This window comes from Streptomyces sp. NPDC002680, assembly GCF_042889145.1.
GTDB classification, from domain to species: domain Bacteria; phylum Actinomycetota; class Actinomycetes; order Streptomycetales; family Streptomycetaceae; genus Streptomyces; species Streptomyces adonidis.
The window spans coordinates 63,040-77,943 of record NZ_JBIAQP010000028.1; the positions used below are offsets into that span (position 1 = coordinate 63,040).

Consider the following 14,904-nt stretch of genomic DNA (forward strand, 5'->3'; position numbering starts at 1 on the left):
CGTGTTCACCCACACGCACCGGGTGCGCAACCACGAGGTCGACACGCAGGGCTTCCTCTTCAACAGCCGCTATCTGGAGCTGGCCGACGTCGCCATGACCGAGTTCTTCCGCGAACTCGGCTGGCCCTACGCGAAGCTGGTCGAGGGCGGAACCGACCCGTCGGTGGTGAGCGCGCGGCAGACCTTCCAGTCACCGGCCCGCTTCGACAACGTCCTCGACGTGGACGTCGCGTGCCGGCGGGTGGGGACGTCCAGCTTCCAGCTCGACATGGCCGTCACGTGTGACGGAACGAAGATCGCGGAGATCGAGCTGGTCTACGTCAATGTCGAAGCCACAGCCGCGCGGTCGCGCCCGCTGCCCGAGGACGTCGCGCAGGCGCTCCGTGACTCCATCGCCGCAGAGCCTTCACAGTCGAGGAGACAGACAGAAATGACCCGCCCCAACGCTTCCAAGCCGGCCTTCGCGCCGGCCGAGGTCAAGCGCTTCGGCCCCGCCGAGATCGAGCATCGCACCGCGGACTCCGGCCTCGACCAACTCGGCACCTACTTCATGACCTTCGACGAGCCGGGGCACAGCGACCCGTGGACGCTCCAGTACGAGGAGACGGTCTATGTCCTCGACGGGCGGGCGGAGTTCCTCGTCGTGGAGGACGGCGTCGACGTCGCGCTGACCGGGGAGGCAGGAGAGCTGATCGTCCTGCCCCGAGGCACCACCGTCCGCTACGGAGCGGTTCCGGGCACGCGTCTCCTCCTGTCGATCACACCGGTCAACTGGCGAAACCAGGCATAACCAATTCACGAGGAGCGGCAACGATGAGCAATCCGATGGCCGAACACCGGAGCGCCGCGGCGGCGTTCGCAGCAGACATCACCGACACCGACGCCGCGGTCGTCGTCGACCCGGCCACCGAGAAGGCGATCGCCGCCTATCGGACAGCGACGGAGGCAGATGTCGACGAGGCCGTGCAGCGGGCAGCGGCGGCCGCGAAGGCGTGGGGGAACACCCCTCCTGCCGAACGCGCTGAAATCCTCCTCAAGATCGCTGACGTGATCCAGGAACGAGCAGAGGAATTCGCCCAGCTCGAGAGCGAGAACGTCGGCCAGCCGATCACGGTCGCCCAGGGGGCCATGCCCTGGGTGTGGGACATCATCCGCTTCAACGCCGGCGCGGCGCGCACGTCTGCCGTTCCCGCCACCGGCGAGTACGCGAACAACAGCACCTCGTGGGTGCGCCGCGAGCCCATCGGTGTCGTCGGCCTGATCACCCCGTGGAACTATCCCCTCCTGATGGCGGCCTGGAAGATCTCTGCCGCCGTCGCCGCCGGCAACACGGTGATCATCAAGCCGTCGGAGCTGACTCCCACCAGCACCATCCTCTTCGTCGACATCGCGAATCAGTTCCTCCCCCTGGGCGTGCTCAACCTCGTACTGGGAGACTCCTCCACCGGCAAGTCCATGGTCGCGCACCCCGCCATCCGGATGATCTCGCTCACGGGAGACGTCGCGACCGGAAAGGCCGTCGCGGAGTCGGGCGCACGGACTCTGAAGCGGATCGGCCTCGAACTCGGGGGCAAGGCTCCGGTCCTGGTCTTCGCCGACAGCCCGATCCGTGAGACCGCGCGTGACCTCGTGGAGTTCGGATACTCCAACAGCGGCCAGGACTGCACGGCCGCCTGCCGCATCATCGTCGAGGACGCGGCGTACGACGAGTTCGTCGACGCCTACTGCGAAGCTGCAGCGAAGCTCCGCGTCGGGGACCCCTCCGACCCGGAGACGGAGCTGGGTCCGCTTATCTCCGAGCGTCAGCTGAACCGGGTCGCCGGCTTCGTGGACCGCGCACGCGACAACGGCGCGACCGTGCGGATCGGCGGACAGCGGCTCGACCGCCCGGGCTGGTTCTACGCCCCCACGGTCATCACCGACGCCGACCAGTCGGACGAGATCATCCAGCGCGAGGTCTTCGGGCCGGTGATCACGATTCAGCGCGGGCACAGCGACGACGAGATGCTCGACATGGCCAACGGGGTCGAATACGGCCTGTCGGCGAGTGTCTGGACCACCAACCTCGCCAGGACCATGCGCTTCACGCGGGAGCTCGACTTCGGAACCGTGTGGGTGAACCAGCAGATCTTCGTCGCTTCGGAAATGCCGTTCGGCGGCTTCCGGAACTCGGGATACGGCAAGGAGCTGTCCCCGCACGGGATCGACGAGTACTCCAAGTTCAAGCACGTGATGGTCAATCCCGAGCTCGCGAAGTAGCCGAGAAATGGACGTCAATCATTCCATGAGTTCCAGTACACAGGTGAACACACCTGCCGTCCCCGCGACCATGCGGGCCACTGTACTGACCGGCCACGGCGGTATCGACAAGCTCGTTTTCCGCGACGACTACCCCGCCCCGGCACCGGCGGAGGGGGAGGTGCTGGTCCGGGTGGGTGCCTGCGGCATGAACAACACGGACATCAACACGCGGACGGGCTGGTACGACGCGGTCGTCGAGTCCGCGGTCTCCGAGGAACTGGGCATACAGGGGAGGTCGGACGGAGCGGCATCCTCGTGGAACAGCTCCACGGTCGACTTTCCGCGGATCCAGGGCGCCGCGGTGGTGGGTCACATCGCCGGCGTGGGGCCGGGGGGAGACCCCGCACGCATCGGTGAGCGGGTGATCGTGGACCCCTCGGTCCGCGACGCCGAACTGCCACTGCACGCACAGCTGGTGCAGTACCTGGGCAGCGAGCGCGACGGCGGCTACGCGGACTATGTGGCAGTGCCCGAGGGCAACGCCCACCGCATCGACTCACGTTTGTCCGACGCCGAGTTGGCCACATTCCCGTGCTCGTACGACACGGCGGAGGAGATGCTGCAACGCGCCCGGCTGGCGGACGGCGAGACCATCGTCGTCACCGGTGCCGCCGGCGGTGTCGGAACGGCGCTCATCCAGTTGGCGAGCCTGCGCGGCGCACGCGTCGTGGCCATCGCCGGCGCCGCCAAGGAAAAGCGGCTTCGCGCGCTGGGGGCCCACGAGTTCGTCGCCCGGGAGAGCGACGACATACTGCGGGAGATCGAGGGCGTCATCGGTGAACGAGGCGCCCACGTCGCCGCGGACGTCGTCGGCGGGCCGGTGTTCGACGTGCTGCTGAAAGCGCTCCGCCGCGGCGGCCGGTACACCACCGCCGGTGCGATCGCGGGGCCCGTCACGAGGATCGACCTGCGCGACCTGATCTACAAGGACCTCGAGATGTTTGGCATCACCAATCCGACCGCGGCGACGTTCTCCCGGCTGGTGGATCTCATCCAGAGCGGCCGACTTCAGCCGCTCCTGGAGGAGGCGTTCCCGTTGCAGGACCTCGCTCGAGGCCAGGCAAGGCTGCTGAAGCGCACGCACATCGGCAAGCTCGTGGTCACGACGTGAGCTGACAGCCGCCGCAGCCGACTGGCCCATGCATGACTCCCCATCAGTCCAGCAACCCCGTTGGCCGCCAGCCCGGTCCATCCCGCCCGCTGACAACACGAGCATCACCGGACTCGTAGCGTGCGGCTTGACAGCCCCAGCCCTCATGGGCGCGGTTGCGGTCCCGACCTTTGAGGTCATCTCCATCGGCGAGTCGGCGGCAGCAGATGGGGGTGCAGGCGGTGGCATCCGCCGGCACCGGGGCGGCTGACTCGCTGCTTAGGCCGGGCCGGAGGTCACTGCCAGCGTGCCGCGCCTGCAGCGATCATGCGAATGAGATGCTTCTTCATGGGATACACACGCCCCTCCTCCGACTTCGACATCGCGGGCACACGTGAGGCGCGCTTCCTCCAGCGAGACACGCTGAACCAGAGCTGATACATCAACTTCCCGTTTGCGTCTCGACGTGCGGCCCAGGCGGGTTGACGACTCGCGTTCTGCCTTGCCCCACAAAATGCGGCGTCTGATCGGATGTCAACCTTGCCGACGCGTGGGGCGGCGGCCGCGGGCGGTGGGCTGTTCCCGGTCCGCAGCGAAGCTGCCAACCGCGCGGGCGAACGCGGCGAGGTCGAGGCCGGCGAGGTGGTCCATGACGTTGCTCCTCACGCTGGCCAGCGCGTGCGGGTAAGCCTCCTTGAGCCGACGCAGCCCAGCGTCGGTGAGGACGGCCATCAGCCCACGACCGTCGGTCTCGGCCGACCGGCGCTCCACGAGTCCCTGCCGGGCCATACGTTCGACCACGCGGGTCGTGCCACTGGTGGACAGGACCGACTCGGCTGCGAGTTCGTTCATGCGCAGGGCCCGTCCGGGGGCCTCGGAGAGGTTCACCAGAACGACGTATTCGACCAGGCTCAGCCCGCACCCGGTGAGCAGGTCGGCCTCCAGGACTCGTGGCACGACCAGCACGGCCCGGGCAAAGGCCCGCCAGGCGGCCTCTTCGTCGACATCGAGGGGGGTTGTCCGGTCCGGCAGCTCAGTCACTGACACATCCTACGGACACGCCGGAAGTAGTTGACGTAACAACCGAGCGGGACTATTTTGTTGCTGCGACAATAAAATCACTGTGAGTAACGACTCGCATGTGACTTCATGTTCGGCATCAGGAGGAAGTCATGGTCAGTCGCCGTTCGCTCCTCGGCACCGGCGCCGCCGTCGGCGCCGCATCGGTCTCCGGGGCCACCACCAGTCACGCCGCCACGCCCCCCAAGCGCCACGGGAAGAAGACAGAGGCCAACAAGCAACTCGTGCGGGACTACACGGCACAGGTGTTCAACGGTCACCGGCCTGAGCTGGCGGCCAAGTTCATGACGCCGGACTTCGTCTGGCACGGCGGCTTCATGGGCACTGTCTCGGGGGTGGAGGGCCTGGTGGGCTTGATCGGTTCGTTCGTCGACTCGATGCCCGACCTGAACGCCGAGGAGCTCGACATCCTCGCCGAAGGTGATCTCGTCACGGTGCGGTACCTCGTGACCGCGACGGTGCGTGGCTCCCTGCTGGGCGTTCCCGCCGACGGCAAGCAACTGAGCTGGGAGTCCGCGACCATCTGGCGGATCACCGACGGGAAGATCAGCGAGGAGTGGGCCTTCGACGACACCGCCTCGGCCCTGGTCCAGCTCGGCGTCCTGGCCTCTCCCACCGCGTGACCGGGCCAAGGCGTCTGCGGCGGCGGGTTGGGATCATGCGGCGTGCCGGTGAACGGTGCCGACGTGGGAGGCGGTCCTCACCTTCGCCGCCGACCCGGCGAACAGCGGCGCGGGTTGACACATGGTCAGGTCGGTGCGGCAGCGGACCGCAACCAGCAGCGCCACTTCCACCAGCAGCAGGCTCCCTGGCCCCGCTCACCGCCGGGGCGGTTGCCGCTCCGCTCCAGCATCACCCGTAACCAGCATTCGAACTGCCACATCCGCGGTTACGTCATCGACGGTGGCCCACTCCGGGCCACTTGCCCCCCCCTCGCAGCCCTTGGCCGCTTCCCGGTCCACGGCGACCGTCGGCCTGATCGGACCTGGGGAGTGGCTTGCCCCGGTGCCGGCCTGTACGCCCGCCACCGTGTCCCTCTCCGCCGACGCGGGGCATGGCCTGTCCCTGCAGATCCCTGTCGACGTGCGCCGGAACACCGGCACACGCCAGTCCAATGTCAACGGAGAAGAATCCATGCAAAACCGTCGAGCATTCCTGGCGACCCTCGCAGGCGCCGGTGCGGCTCTGACCGCAGTCGGCGTGGGCACCTCGCCGGCAGCCGCCACACCGTCCCAGCCGCCGAAGGGCTCCAGCCTCTTTCCCGAAACCATCACGCTGCCGACCGGCTTCTTCCCCGAGGGCATCGCGATCGGCAGCGATCCCACCGCGTACATCACCTCCCTGGCCAACGGCGATGTGTACCGCCTCAACCTGGTAACCGGCGCAGGTCGGGTCCTCACCCCCGGACCGGGGACGGGTGCGGTCGGCATCACCTTCGACGCCTTCGGGCGCCTGTTCGTCGCGGGCGGGCAGGCAGGCACCGCCAGGGTGATCAACCCGGCCACGGGGCGAGTCGTCACCACCTACCGGCTCGGAGCCGAAGGCTCCTCGATGATCAACGACGCGGTCATCACCCGCGACGCGGCCTATTTCACCGACTCGTTCATTCCCGTGCTCTACAGGCTTCCCCTCGGCCGCCGAGGCGCCCTGCCCTCGCAGGCGGACGTGGTCCCCATACCCCTCAGTGGTGACATCGCGTTCCAGAGTGGGTTCAACGCCAACGGCATCGCGCGAACCCCGGACGGCAAGGCGCTGCTCGTCGTGCAGAGCAACACCGGGCTGCTCTTCCGCATCGACCCCCTCACCGGCATCGCCACGAGAGTCGACCTCAGCGGCGACGACCTGACCTTCGGCGACGGGATGCGCCGCGAAGGAAGCACCCTTTACGTGGTGCAGAACCTGAGCAACACCGTCGCCGTGGTCCAGCTCAACAAGGCAGGCAGCGCAGGCCGTGTCACCGCGCACCGAACCGACCCGCGCTTCGACACTCCGACCGCCATCGCGCGCTTCGGCGACCGCTTCTACCTGCCCAACGCCCGCTTCACGATCCCCTCGCCGGTGAACGCCGAATACACCGTGGTATCCATCCCCGCCCAGTCCCGGTAAGAGGGCATTCAACGTAGGCGACCCGCCGTCTATTTCCAGCTGGTTCTTCGCCATCCAGGAGTTGCCGGGGAATACGGCGCCTGTCGCATCGCGTCTACTCCTGCCGCGGGATTCAACCGGACAGCGCATGGGATGACGTGTATGAAAGGCGCGGACCGGCGCCTTCGCACATCTGCTTGGGGGTAGCGGAGAACCAGCGGCGGCAGGCGCGGGTCAGTGCCGACTGGTCGGAATTGCCGACCGCGCCCCGCGGACAGCACGGCGACCCGGGCCACGGGGATGTCGGTCTCGCGCAGGAACCCGGTCCGCCGCCCCTCGGTACGCCTCGCCGCGGACGGTCTCGAAGGTCGTTCCCTCGTCCTGCAGTCTGCGTTGCAAAGCCCGCGGATAACGCACGAGAAACGAGGCGATCTGCCCCGCGGTGCCGTGGTGGGCTCCCGCCGTGGTGACGAGCGCGCGGGCAATTCGATCCGACAGCGACGGGGTATGCGGCCCGCCTCGGAAGATGCGGTCGACGGCGGCCGGCCGCGGCAGCGGCGTCATGAGCACGAGGTCCATGTCCAGGTCGGCCTCGGGGAAGTGAAATCCGGCGTAGGGCTGTCGGCCCATTGCAGTGCCCGATCCGTCTTGCCACGGGCTCCGAGTCTGCGGAGGGTCAGGTGGCAGGCACCCGCTGGAACACCTGGCGCTTGGGACCTGTTTCTGCCCCACTTCCGACTCTTGAATGTCGACTCCCACCAGTAGCGCGTGCGGCCGCCCGGCGGTGGTAGTAAGGCCGCCTACTCCATCCTTGGTCGGCGCCCCCTGCAAGGGCCCCGCCGGCCCGGCTCCGCGGAACGGCAAGTGTGCCGAGGAGATGATGCTGGACCGCGCCCCGCTCTCGCCTCGCCGCTTCGGCTTCCAGTACCGACATGATCCACCGGTAGTCCAGCGCGAGGACCACGCCGGTGAGTCGCAGACCCAGCACCGACGGCATCGGCCACGCCCCCGAATGACGGCGGATTCCTGCGTGGGTCCGGTAACGGAAACGGAACGTCAGGCACCAGGCCGGTCCCCGGTCTTCGCGGCTTGGCCGGCGCAACGGTCAGGCGGCGCGGAGGAGCATCGCGAGGGCGGCCGGGGCCGAGGCACGGGCCACAGTCGCGTGCACGGGACGAGCCGTACGGACGGGGACCACGGCCTGCGAGCGGTTCCGCGCAAAAACGACCAGGCGCAGCACCGCGAACCGCGCGACACCGGCGAGTGCGGAGGCGGAGAGGTAGACAATCTGTTGGAGTACCGCACCAGGTGCCGCCACCAGCAGTTGCAGGACGAGCATCGCCACGGAGGTCACCGAATACGCGGCCACCGCGGACCCGGCCGACTGCAGATGCTGGCGCCGGGTCGCGCGCCCGCCCGCGCCGAAGGTGAAGCGCGCGTGCAACTCGGTGGCGAGGAGCGTGGAAACCACCGTGATCAGGGCGTTGGCCAGGGCCCAGGAAATCCAGGAGGCGAGGGCCGCCACGGCGAAGCTGGAGCCGAGTCCCACCCCGCCGCCGAAGAGCACGAAGCGGGCGAAGGCGATGAAGGCACTGGGTGCCGCCTGTTGCCGACTCTGCACTGTCTCCATGACCCACGCCCCTTGGTTGATGCATCATCTTTATATGTGATGCATCAACTAGTTGTCAATCGGCGCCCGGCTCATGTGCAGATCCAAGGTGTGTGTTCAAGGACCTGTCCAGTGACTGTTGCCGGCGCTGAGCCCGATGGGACCAAGGTGTGCGAACTGTCGCTCGCGCCCCGGCGGCGGAAACCCGGGCGGACAGCCGCGGGGCATACCGGCCCGGGAGAGGCTGCTGCTGGACTACGTGTACGTCTTCCGAGCCCTGTCGATGTCGCGTCTGGGGCGGAAGGCCGCTCTCTGGCACCTGCGGCTCTTGTCGCGTGGCGGGCGGACCTCGACTCCTGACGGGCTCCGCGATCCACAGGGCGGCCTGGGCGGGAGTGAGGTGCGGGGTGTCGCCGACCTCCCGCACGTTGCAGGAGTGCGCGCCGGAGGACTCCAGGGTCTGCACGCGACGGGCGGTACGGGCAGTGCTCCAGCCGGTGAGTTCGACGAGCCGCGAGTGGGGCGTGCGGCCGTCCTCGGCCGGCGCGCCGAGGAGTGGGGTGTCCTCGGCGGCGGGCGGGAGGAACGGTCCGGCGGGCAGGGCATGGACTGGCGACATCAAACGCGGCACGGCACTTGACCGGCGCATCCGCACCGGCACCGTCGACATCAACAGCTCCCGCATGGGCAGCGCCACACCGTTCGGCGGCTGCAAAGACAGCGGCCTGGGCCGCTAGAACGGTCTCGAGGCCTGATGACCTACTTCCGGTTGAAGTCCCTCCTCCCGCCCGTCGCCGGACAGGTCCTGACGCGCGCAGCCAGGCACCCGGCGGCCTTCCTTCGGATTCCGCCGCCACGCACGGCGAAATCCGAAGGAAGGTCATCGCCCTCGCAGGGCGGCACAGCAGCGACTACCCGGCGCTATGGTGGACAACCGTCCAGTGGACCCTGGGACGAGAGGAAACCGCGTGTCGAGTAGAACCCGGGGCCGAGGCAGGAGGCATGGAGCAGACACGCGAGCGGATGCTGCGCTGAGCGCTGGAGCTGTTCACAGAGCGCGGCTACCACTGCGCGTCGAGCTGCTCTCAGACGGCGCACAGTGGATCACGCCGAGACGCCCCCGCCGAGTGAGCTGTTCAGCGGAGGAAGTCGAGCAGCGCCTTCACGACGGCGTCCGGCGCTTCTTCGGTCACGAAGTGTCCCGAGCCGGGAACGACCAGTCCGGTCACGTCGGTGGCGACCTCCCGCATGACCTCTTCGACGCCGGCGCCGGTCGAGAACTCTGAGCCGATCGCCAGCACCGGGATGTTCAGTGGCCCGTCCTTCTGCCAACCCGAGATCAGCGGTCCGTTGTCAGCACGGTAGAACTCGAAACTCGCGCGCAGCGCGGCCGGGTCGCGGAGAGCCTCGACGTACAGGTCTACGGCGTGCGGCGGAATAGCATCGAGTGAGGCGGCCTTCGAGGCGAACTGGTGGCCGAAGTAGATCTCCTCGCGACCGGCGACCATGCGTTCGTTGATGTCCTCCAGACGGTTGAAGGCGAAGTGCCACAGGAACTCGTTGGTGGCCGCGTCCGAGAACAGCGGCGGGGACGGTGAGATGCCCGGCAGGATCGCCTCGGCAACCGCGAGGCGGGTCACGCGCTCACGATGTCTGGCGGCGAGTGCGTAGCCGCTAACCATGCCCACGTCATAGCCGGCGACGTCGTAGCGGCTGTGGCCCAGGGCGGCCATCAGTCCCGCCAGTTCGTCGGCCAGGGTGGCCATGTCGTAGCCGGTGGCGGGCTTGTCGCTGGCGCCGGTCCCGCGGTGGTCTGCGGCGATCACGGTGAAGTGCTCGGCGAGCGCCGGCATCACCAGTCGCCAGGCGTACCAGAACTGCGGCCAACCAGGGAGCAGGAGCAGCGGCGGGCCGTCTCCGCCGACGACGGCGTGCACCGCGATGCCGTTGACGTCAACGATGCGGCTGGTGAAGGTGTCGGTGAAACCTGCGGGCAGGTGCGGCACGGCGTCGACGGTGTTCGGCAGGGCGTCTTTGCGGGGGTGCGTCTGCTGGCTGGGCATGGGTCCTCTCTCTGTTGACGTGGTCCTCACATGACGAGGGCCTGTTGATCGTGGTTGTTTCCGTGCCGTCGGGATCAGCGGTGGCCAGGCGCGTGGTGATGTCCAACCCGCCTCTCGCATGGCCCCCTCGCCAGCCGCGACAGGGGGCAGTCAGTGTCGGTTCGTCGGGGCCAGGTCGCTGCTGAGGTCGGCGCCCGGGGTGCGGCTCCGCATGGACGGGTGCAGGCCCCGCCCGCACCTCGGCCGTGATCGGCTGCACCACACGACGGAACGCCATCGACGGCACGTCGGCGGCAGGCGTTCAACGACGCCCGAGGTCTGGCACGCCCCCCACTCTGGCGCCGCGCGTTCACGGGAGGAGTCAGGATGGCGCAGGTGTCAGATGGCGTAGACGCACGGCAGCGGTCTGCCCTTCTGCACGTCGGACGGGATCCAGAAGTTCGGCGTGACCGGTGAGCCTGTCCGGAAGTCGAGTGTGATCTTCAGGTTCTGGCCGCCCTTCTGTTGGCGAAGTTGCACACACGATCCAGTCGAGGGGTACCCGGCTTGGGCCTGTCCCGACGTGACCGGGCCGCCAAGGGAGGCCGCTCGCGGTGCGGCCGCTGCCGCGGTGCTCTTACGGAAGGCCTTCATGCTGATGTTGTCGCTCTCGTGGTCGGAGAGAGGGATTGCGATGGGAGCTTCCGCTGTGAAGCGCATGCGTGATGGGTGTCAGCTGAGATGAAGATGATACATCAATGGTTGACGCATCAATCCACCTCCTGACTATTCAACGCTTGGCGCACCGGGGACAGGGCTTGGCCAGGTTCACCTGTCGGATGTGATCGAGCCGTTCGCACGGAAGGATCAGTTCGGCGGGGTGGGGTGCATCTGCGGAGACTGCCGCTGGACGGACATCGCAAACCGGTGGAGCCGCCGGCCACCCGGCCGGGCGGGAACGGCAACGGCCACACCCTGGCCACTTGTCATCACCAGCCCGTGGGGCGCGGGGTATCTGGGGGCCCGGCCCGCATGGAAGATGATCGCGGCAATCAGACCCACCGCACTGATCAATAACGATGCGGGCCCCCAAAAGAGGCCATGACTGCGAGCGTTTGCACCCTCGCGGCGTCACGCTGTTCTCGCACCCGGGAGACAGTCAAGGAGCCGAGAACTTGACACGTCAATCGTTGACGTGTCATCTTTATCTCGAACTTCCCCCGCAGAACTGAGGAGACTTCAGAGGGGGCCCTATTCCCGTGGAGGAGCGACCCCATGTCCCACAAGAACTCGCAAGTGAAGCCTCCGGTCAATGAGCGCGTGCTCGCCATCGGCATCCGCGCTGATGCGTTTTCGCCGGACGATCTGCCGCCGCAGTTCGCGACGGTCGAGGAGCTGGCCACCGAGATCGAGCGTGGCTGGGCAGCGCTCCAGGCGGCAGGCATCGACGGCGAGATGTGCGGCATCGGCATGGACCCCGACGAGGCTGAGGCCGAGCTGCGCCGCCAGTTCGACGGGAGCTCGTTCGGCGTGGCGCTCATCGGCGGCGGCATCCGGAATGTCCCGGAGAACACCGTCCTGTTCGAGCGGATCGTCAACGTGCTCATCGACCTCCAGCCGGGCATCCGGTTGAGCTTCAACACACATCCGAAGAACGGGCTCGAGGCGCTGCAGCGCTGGCTCGACCGATAGAAGGTCGATGACGATCTCGGTGAGGGGCTGTCCGGTCGTCAGGCCGGACAGCCCCTCCGGCCGTGCACCGGCTGGTGCGATGTGCCAAGTGCCACTGGTGTGAGGGAGACCGAGGCACCCGCGTCGGTTGCTCAGCCGTCTTCCCAGCAGTCGAAGAGCTCCGAGAGCGTGGGGAACCAGACGTCGTCGTAGGACGTGACGTGGTCGAGGAATTTCTCGAGCATCAGTAGGTTGTGAGCCCTGCCGATGGTCTGCGGATGCAGCGTCCAGGTCGCGACCCCGCCCGGGCAGCGCTCGTGGGCGAAGTCGAAGCTGTCCTTCCAGCGGGCGAGGACGACTTCGTTGGCCTGCATCAGGGCGTTGCCCTTGAAGGACTCCAGCTCCGGGAAGTCGTCGAGGAACCAGGAGACGGGGAACTCCAGGACCCGGCTCTCGGGCCCGAAGGTGTTGCCGTTCTCCTGGTCGAGTTCCGCGACCATCCGTGGCCGGTAGGGCGTGAAGTCACGTCCCATCAGGGACGAGTCCCAGTCGAATCCGAACTCGGCCAGCAGATCGAGCGTGTCGTCCGTGACGTCCAGGGCCGGCGAACGGTAGCCCCGCGGCCGGGTGCCCAGCAGCTTCTCGTGCTGATGCAGCTGAAGTTCGAGCAGCCGCCGTTCCTCGTCCCGGTGCAGTGCGGGGACGTATTCGTGATACACCCCGTGCGCTCCGATCTCGTGGCCGTCCTCGATGATCGCGTCGACGGCAGAGCGGAACGTCTGGATCGTGTGTGTCGGCACGCACCACGTGGTGGTGATCCCGTAGCGGCGGAACACGTCCAGCAGACGCGGAGCCCCTACCACGGCACCGAACTCGCCTCGTGACAGGGCTGTCTGGGACGTGGACCGGAACGTCCCCATCCATACGCTCTGGGCGTCGAAATCCGGGCTGAGACATACGGCGAGCCGCTTTCCCTCGGGCAGTCGTAGCGTCACGGCAGATCACTCCGATCGGTCGGGACGGCGCGACAGCAGCACGACCCACCTGCCCTCCTGGCACACGTCCCCCTTCTGGTTCAGGACCCGGACGTGTGTGGTCACGACGCCGCGATCGGGCTTGCTCGCGGAGGGCCGGATCTCGACGATCTCCTCGCTCACCTTGATGGTGTCCCCGATGCGCACCGGCGCGAGGAGATTCCAGTCCCGGATGCCGAGGAAGGCGATCGCCGACGGGTTCTTCCACCCCAGGCCCATCTCCAGGCCGAACGCGATGGCCAGGACTCCCGGGCCGTGAAAGAGACGGCCACCGAACTCAGTCTGCTTCGCGAACTCCTCATTCATGTGGAGCGGATGCATGTCACCCGACCAGGTGCCGAACGTGACGACATCGGTCTCGGTGATCGTCCGGCCGTGCGTCACCCAGGTCTGCCCGAGCTCGATCTCGTCGAGGTATCGAACGGACTCCGAAGTGTTCGCAGCGCCGAGAGTGTTGGTGGTCAATTCATGCTCCTCAGAAGCTGATGGGGACAACGGGACGTTTTCCGCCCTCGTCGGGATGTTCTCTGCTCTCGGCGAGTTCACCAGCGGATCACGCCGTCGGAGTCCTCGCGAAGTGCCGGGCGGTCCAAGGCCATTTCTTCGATCGGCAGGCCGAGTTCCTCGCCCGAGATCAGCTCGGCCACGAGCTGTCCGGTGATCGGCCCGGCCAGGTTCCCGTACACGTGTCCGGTGGCGAGGACCAGGCCCGGTGCTTCGTCGACCTCGTCCACGATCGGCAGTGAATCGGCGGTGGCCGGGAGGAGGCCCGTCCAGAAACCCTCGACGCCGAGCCCCCGGTAGTGCGGGAAGGTCTCCAGAACGGCGTCGATGGTCATCTTCAGTCCGCCGAGCGGCATACGGTCGTCCAGTTGCTCGGGGTAGTCCATCGGACACCCGACGAACAGGTTGCCGTCCTCCGTCTTGGCGACACACTCCAGATGCTCGATCCCGAGTGCCGAGTCCTCGTAGGGCGCCGTGAAGTACTCGTCGCGATAGCTCGGGAGACTCCGAATGTGCCCGTACTGCTTGGCGGCCAGCGGACCGTTGAGGATCTTGTCGAGGTGCTCCTCGACCGGAGCGAACAGCACCGCGCCGAGCCGCTCGGGCTTGATCGGCACGCGGATGCCCTCTGCTTCGAGCATCCGCGACCAGACCCCCGTACCCCAGACCACCCGGTCCGCGTGCACGTCTCCGCCGACGGCCCTGACCCCAGTGACCTTCGCCCCGTCGCGCGTCAGTCCGAGCACGGGCGTGTGCTCATGGATGCGTACGCCGAGGCGGCGGCATTCCTGGGCCAGGGCGCGGACGAACTTGGGGGTGCGGATCTGGCCGTCCTCCGGACAGAACGTGGCGCCGATGACGGTGGGCGGCAGGATCGGCGCGGCCTCACGGGCCGTCGGTCCGTCCAGCAGCTCCATGGTGAAGCCGTGCTTGTTGCGGTCCTCGACGAATTCCTTGTAGACCCGGCGCTGGTCGTCGGTGAAGAAATACGTCATCGCGCCGTTCGCGCGGTACTCGAACGCCGGGCCGAGCAATTGAGAAAAGTCGTCGTACAGAGCGCGGCCAGCCCGGGAGAGCGCCAGAGAGAAATCTCCGTTCCGGTTGTGCATGTGGAGAAATCCCATGTTCCGGCCCGAAGCGCCATACGCGATTTCCCGCTGCTCCAAGAGGACGACGTCATGTCCCTTGGTCGCGAGGAAGTACGCTGTCGACACGCCGACGATGCCCCCGCCGACCACGACCACATCCGCCTGGTCCAGTTTCACGTTGCGATCTCCCTGCCGTCGGTCCGTCGGTTCGGCATGTAACCGGTTGTCCGAACATCCCTCGGAACTATCTCTCCGCCGACCTCCGGACCGCATTGGAACTTCCCAGAGGATCGGCACGGTCCATCAGAAGCTCCACAATGGGTGGCCGCCGCGGAACGGCGGACGTGATCCCGCCGGAGTTTCTACGGTACGGAGCGCGGGAGCCAGTGAGGATTTCCAA

At 67.4% G+C, this 14,904-nt stretch carries 14 protein-coding genes; 7 read left to right on the forward strand and 7 right to left on the reverse strand.

Translation table 11 applies throughout. The annotated features are described in order from the left end of the window. The first annotated feature begins 1 nt into the window (after nucleotide 1). From ACFYXF_RS47785 to ACFYXF_RS47795, 3 genes are read left to right on the forward strand one after another with little or no spacing between them, the layout of a single operon-like run. Nucleotides 2-790 carry a thioesterase family protein gene (locus ACFYXF_RS47785; protein WP_389359890.1) on the forward strand — a complete coding sequence of 263 codons (789 nt, stop codon included), beginning with the start codon at nucleotides 2-4 and terminating at the stop codon, nucleotides 788-790. Between the two features lie 23 nt (nucleotides 791-813). Then, a complete protein-coding gene (locus ACFYXF_RS47790; RefSeq protein ID WP_389359892.1) occupies nucleotides 814-2,259 on the forward strand; it encodes an aldehyde dehydrogenase family protein in 1,446 nt (481 codons plus the stop codon). Nucleotides 2,260-2,284: 25 nt separating this feature from the next. Then, nucleotides 2,285-3,412: an alcohol dehydrogenase family protein gene (locus tag ACFYXF_RS47795; RefSeq protein ID WP_389359894.1), complete on the forward strand. Its 1,128-nt coding sequence runs from the start codon at nucleotides 2,285-2,287 to the stop codon at nucleotides 3,410-3,412. A 513-nt stretch (nucleotides 3,413-3,925) separates the two neighbouring features. Here the strand turns inward: ACFYXF_RS47795 and ACFYXF_RS47800 are convergent. Next, nucleotides 3,926-4,432, reverse strand: a complete 507-nt coding sequence (locus ACFYXF_RS47800) for a MarR family winged helix-turn-helix transcriptional regulator (RefSeq protein WP_389359896.1) — start codon at nucleotides 4,430-4,432, stop codon at nucleotides 3,926-3,928. Nucleotides 4,433-4,563: 131 nt separating this feature from the next. Between ACFYXF_RS47800 and ACFYXF_RS47805 the strand changes: the two genes are divergently transcribed. Further along, nucleotides 4,564-5,094: an ester cyclase gene (locus ACFYXF_RS47805; RefSeq protein ID WP_389359898.1), complete on the forward strand. Its 531-nt coding sequence runs from the start codon at nucleotides 4,564-4,566 to the stop codon at nucleotides 5,092-5,094. Between the two features lie 511 nt (nucleotides 5,095-5,605). Beyond that, nucleotides 5,606-6,577 (forward strand): SMP-30/gluconolactonase/LRE family protein, encoded by a 972-nt coding sequence (locus tag ACFYXF_RS47810; RefSeq protein WP_389359900.1) that lies wholly within the window; start codon nucleotides 5,606-5,608, stop codon nucleotides 6,575-6,577. Nucleotides 6,578-7,661: 1,084 nt separating this feature from the next. On the opposite strand, the gene ACFYXF_RS47815 is transcribed toward ACFYXF_RS47810, so the two are convergent. Continuing rightward, the gene (locus ACFYXF_RS47815) at nucleotides 7,662-8,186 is read right to left on the reverse strand and encodes a hypothetical protein (RefSeq protein ID WP_389359902.1); all 525 of its coding nucleotides are present in this window, start codon (nucleotides 8,184-8,186) and stop codon (nucleotides 7,662-7,664) included. Between the two features lie 386 nt (nucleotides 8,187-8,572). Between ACFYXF_RS47815 and ACFYXF_RS47820 the strand changes: the two genes are divergently transcribed. Further along, nucleotides 8,573-8,902, forward strand: coding sequence for an aldehyde dehydrogenase family protein (locus ACFYXF_RS47820; protein WP_389359904.1), 330 nt, complete (start codon nucleotides 8,573-8,575; stop codon nucleotides 8,900-8,902). 399 nt (nucleotides 8,903-9,301) lie between these two features. Here the strand turns inward: ACFYXF_RS47820 and ACFYXF_RS47825 are convergent, their stop codons facing one another. After that, on the reverse strand, nucleotides 9,302-10,228 hold the full coding sequence (locus ACFYXF_RS47825) for an alpha/beta fold hydrolase (RefSeq protein ID WP_389359906.1): 927 nt from the start codon (nucleotides 10,226-10,228) through the stop codon (nucleotides 9,302-9,304). Between the two features lie 378 nt (nucleotides 10,229-10,606). After that, on the reverse strand, nucleotides 10,607-10,747 hold the full coding sequence (locus ACFYXF_RS47830) for a hypothetical protein (RefSeq protein WP_389359908.1): 141 nt from the start codon (nucleotides 10,745-10,747) through the stop codon (nucleotides 10,607-10,609). A 735-nt stretch (nucleotides 10,748-11,482) separates the two neighbouring features. Between ACFYXF_RS47830 and ACFYXF_RS47835 the strand changes: the two genes are divergently transcribed. Next, the gene (locus ACFYXF_RS47835) at nucleotides 11,483-11,899 is read left to right on the forward strand and encodes a hypothetical protein (RefSeq protein ID WP_389359910.1); all 417 of its coding nucleotides are present in this window, start codon (nucleotides 11,483-11,485) and stop codon (nucleotides 11,897-11,899) included. A gap of 131 nt (nucleotides 11,900-12,030) precedes the next feature. Here ACFYXF_RS47835 and ACFYXF_RS47840 read toward each other — a convergent pair whose 3' ends face one another. From ACFYXF_RS47840 to ACFYXF_RS47850, 3 genes are all read right to left on the reverse strand, one after another. Further along, a complete protein-coding gene (locus ACFYXF_RS47840; RefSeq protein ID WP_389359912.1) occupies nucleotides 12,031-12,873 on the reverse strand; it encodes a polysaccharide deacetylase in 843 nt (280 codons plus the stop codon). 6 nt (nucleotides 12,874-12,879) lie between these two features. Beyond that, a complete protein-coding gene (locus ACFYXF_RS47845) occupies nucleotides 12,880-13,377 on the reverse strand; it encodes a MaoC/PaaZ C-terminal domain-containing protein (RefSeq protein WP_389359914.1) in 498 nt (165 codons plus the stop codon). A 77-nt stretch (nucleotides 13,378-13,454) separates the two neighbouring features. Continuing rightward, nucleotides 13,455-14,681: an NAD(P)/FAD-dependent oxidoreductase gene (locus tag ACFYXF_RS47850; RefSeq protein WP_389359916.1), complete on the reverse strand. Its 1,227-nt coding sequence runs from the start codon at nucleotides 14,679-14,681 to the stop codon at nucleotides 13,455-13,457. Between the last annotated feature and the right edge of the window lie 223 nt (nucleotides 14,682-14,904).

Excerpts from the sequence above, each read along its gene's own strand:
- ACFYXF_RS47790 (WP_389359892.1), top strand. The coding sequence starts at position 814 with ATGAGCAATCCGATGGCCGAACACCGGAGCGCCGCGGCGGCGTTCGCA.
- ACFYXF_RS47795 (WP_389359894.1), top strand. The coding sequence starts at position 2,285 with ATGAGTTCCAGTACACAGGTGAACACACCTGCCGTCCCCGCGACCATG.
- ACFYXF_RS47805 (WP_389359898.1), top strand. The coding sequence starts at position 4,564 with ATGGTCAGTCGCCGTTCGCTCCTCGGCACCGGCGCCGCCGTCGGCGCC.
- ACFYXF_RS47810 (WP_389359900.1), top strand. The coding sequence starts at position 5,606 with ATGCAAAACCGTCGAGCATTCCTGGCGACCCTCGCAGGCGCCGGTGCG.
- ACFYXF_RS47815 (WP_389359902.1), bottom strand. The coding sequence starts at position 8,186 with ATGGAGACAGTGCAGAGTCGGCAACAGGCGGCACCCAGTGCCTTCATC.
- ACFYXF_RS47825 (WP_389359906.1), bottom strand. The coding sequence starts at position 10,228 with ATGCCCAGCCAGCAGACGCACCCCCGCAAAGACGCCCTGCCGAACACC.
- ACFYXF_RS47835 (WP_389359910.1), top strand. The coding sequence starts at position 11,483 with ATGTCCCACAAGAACTCGCAAGTGAAGCCTCCGGTCAATGAGCGCGTG.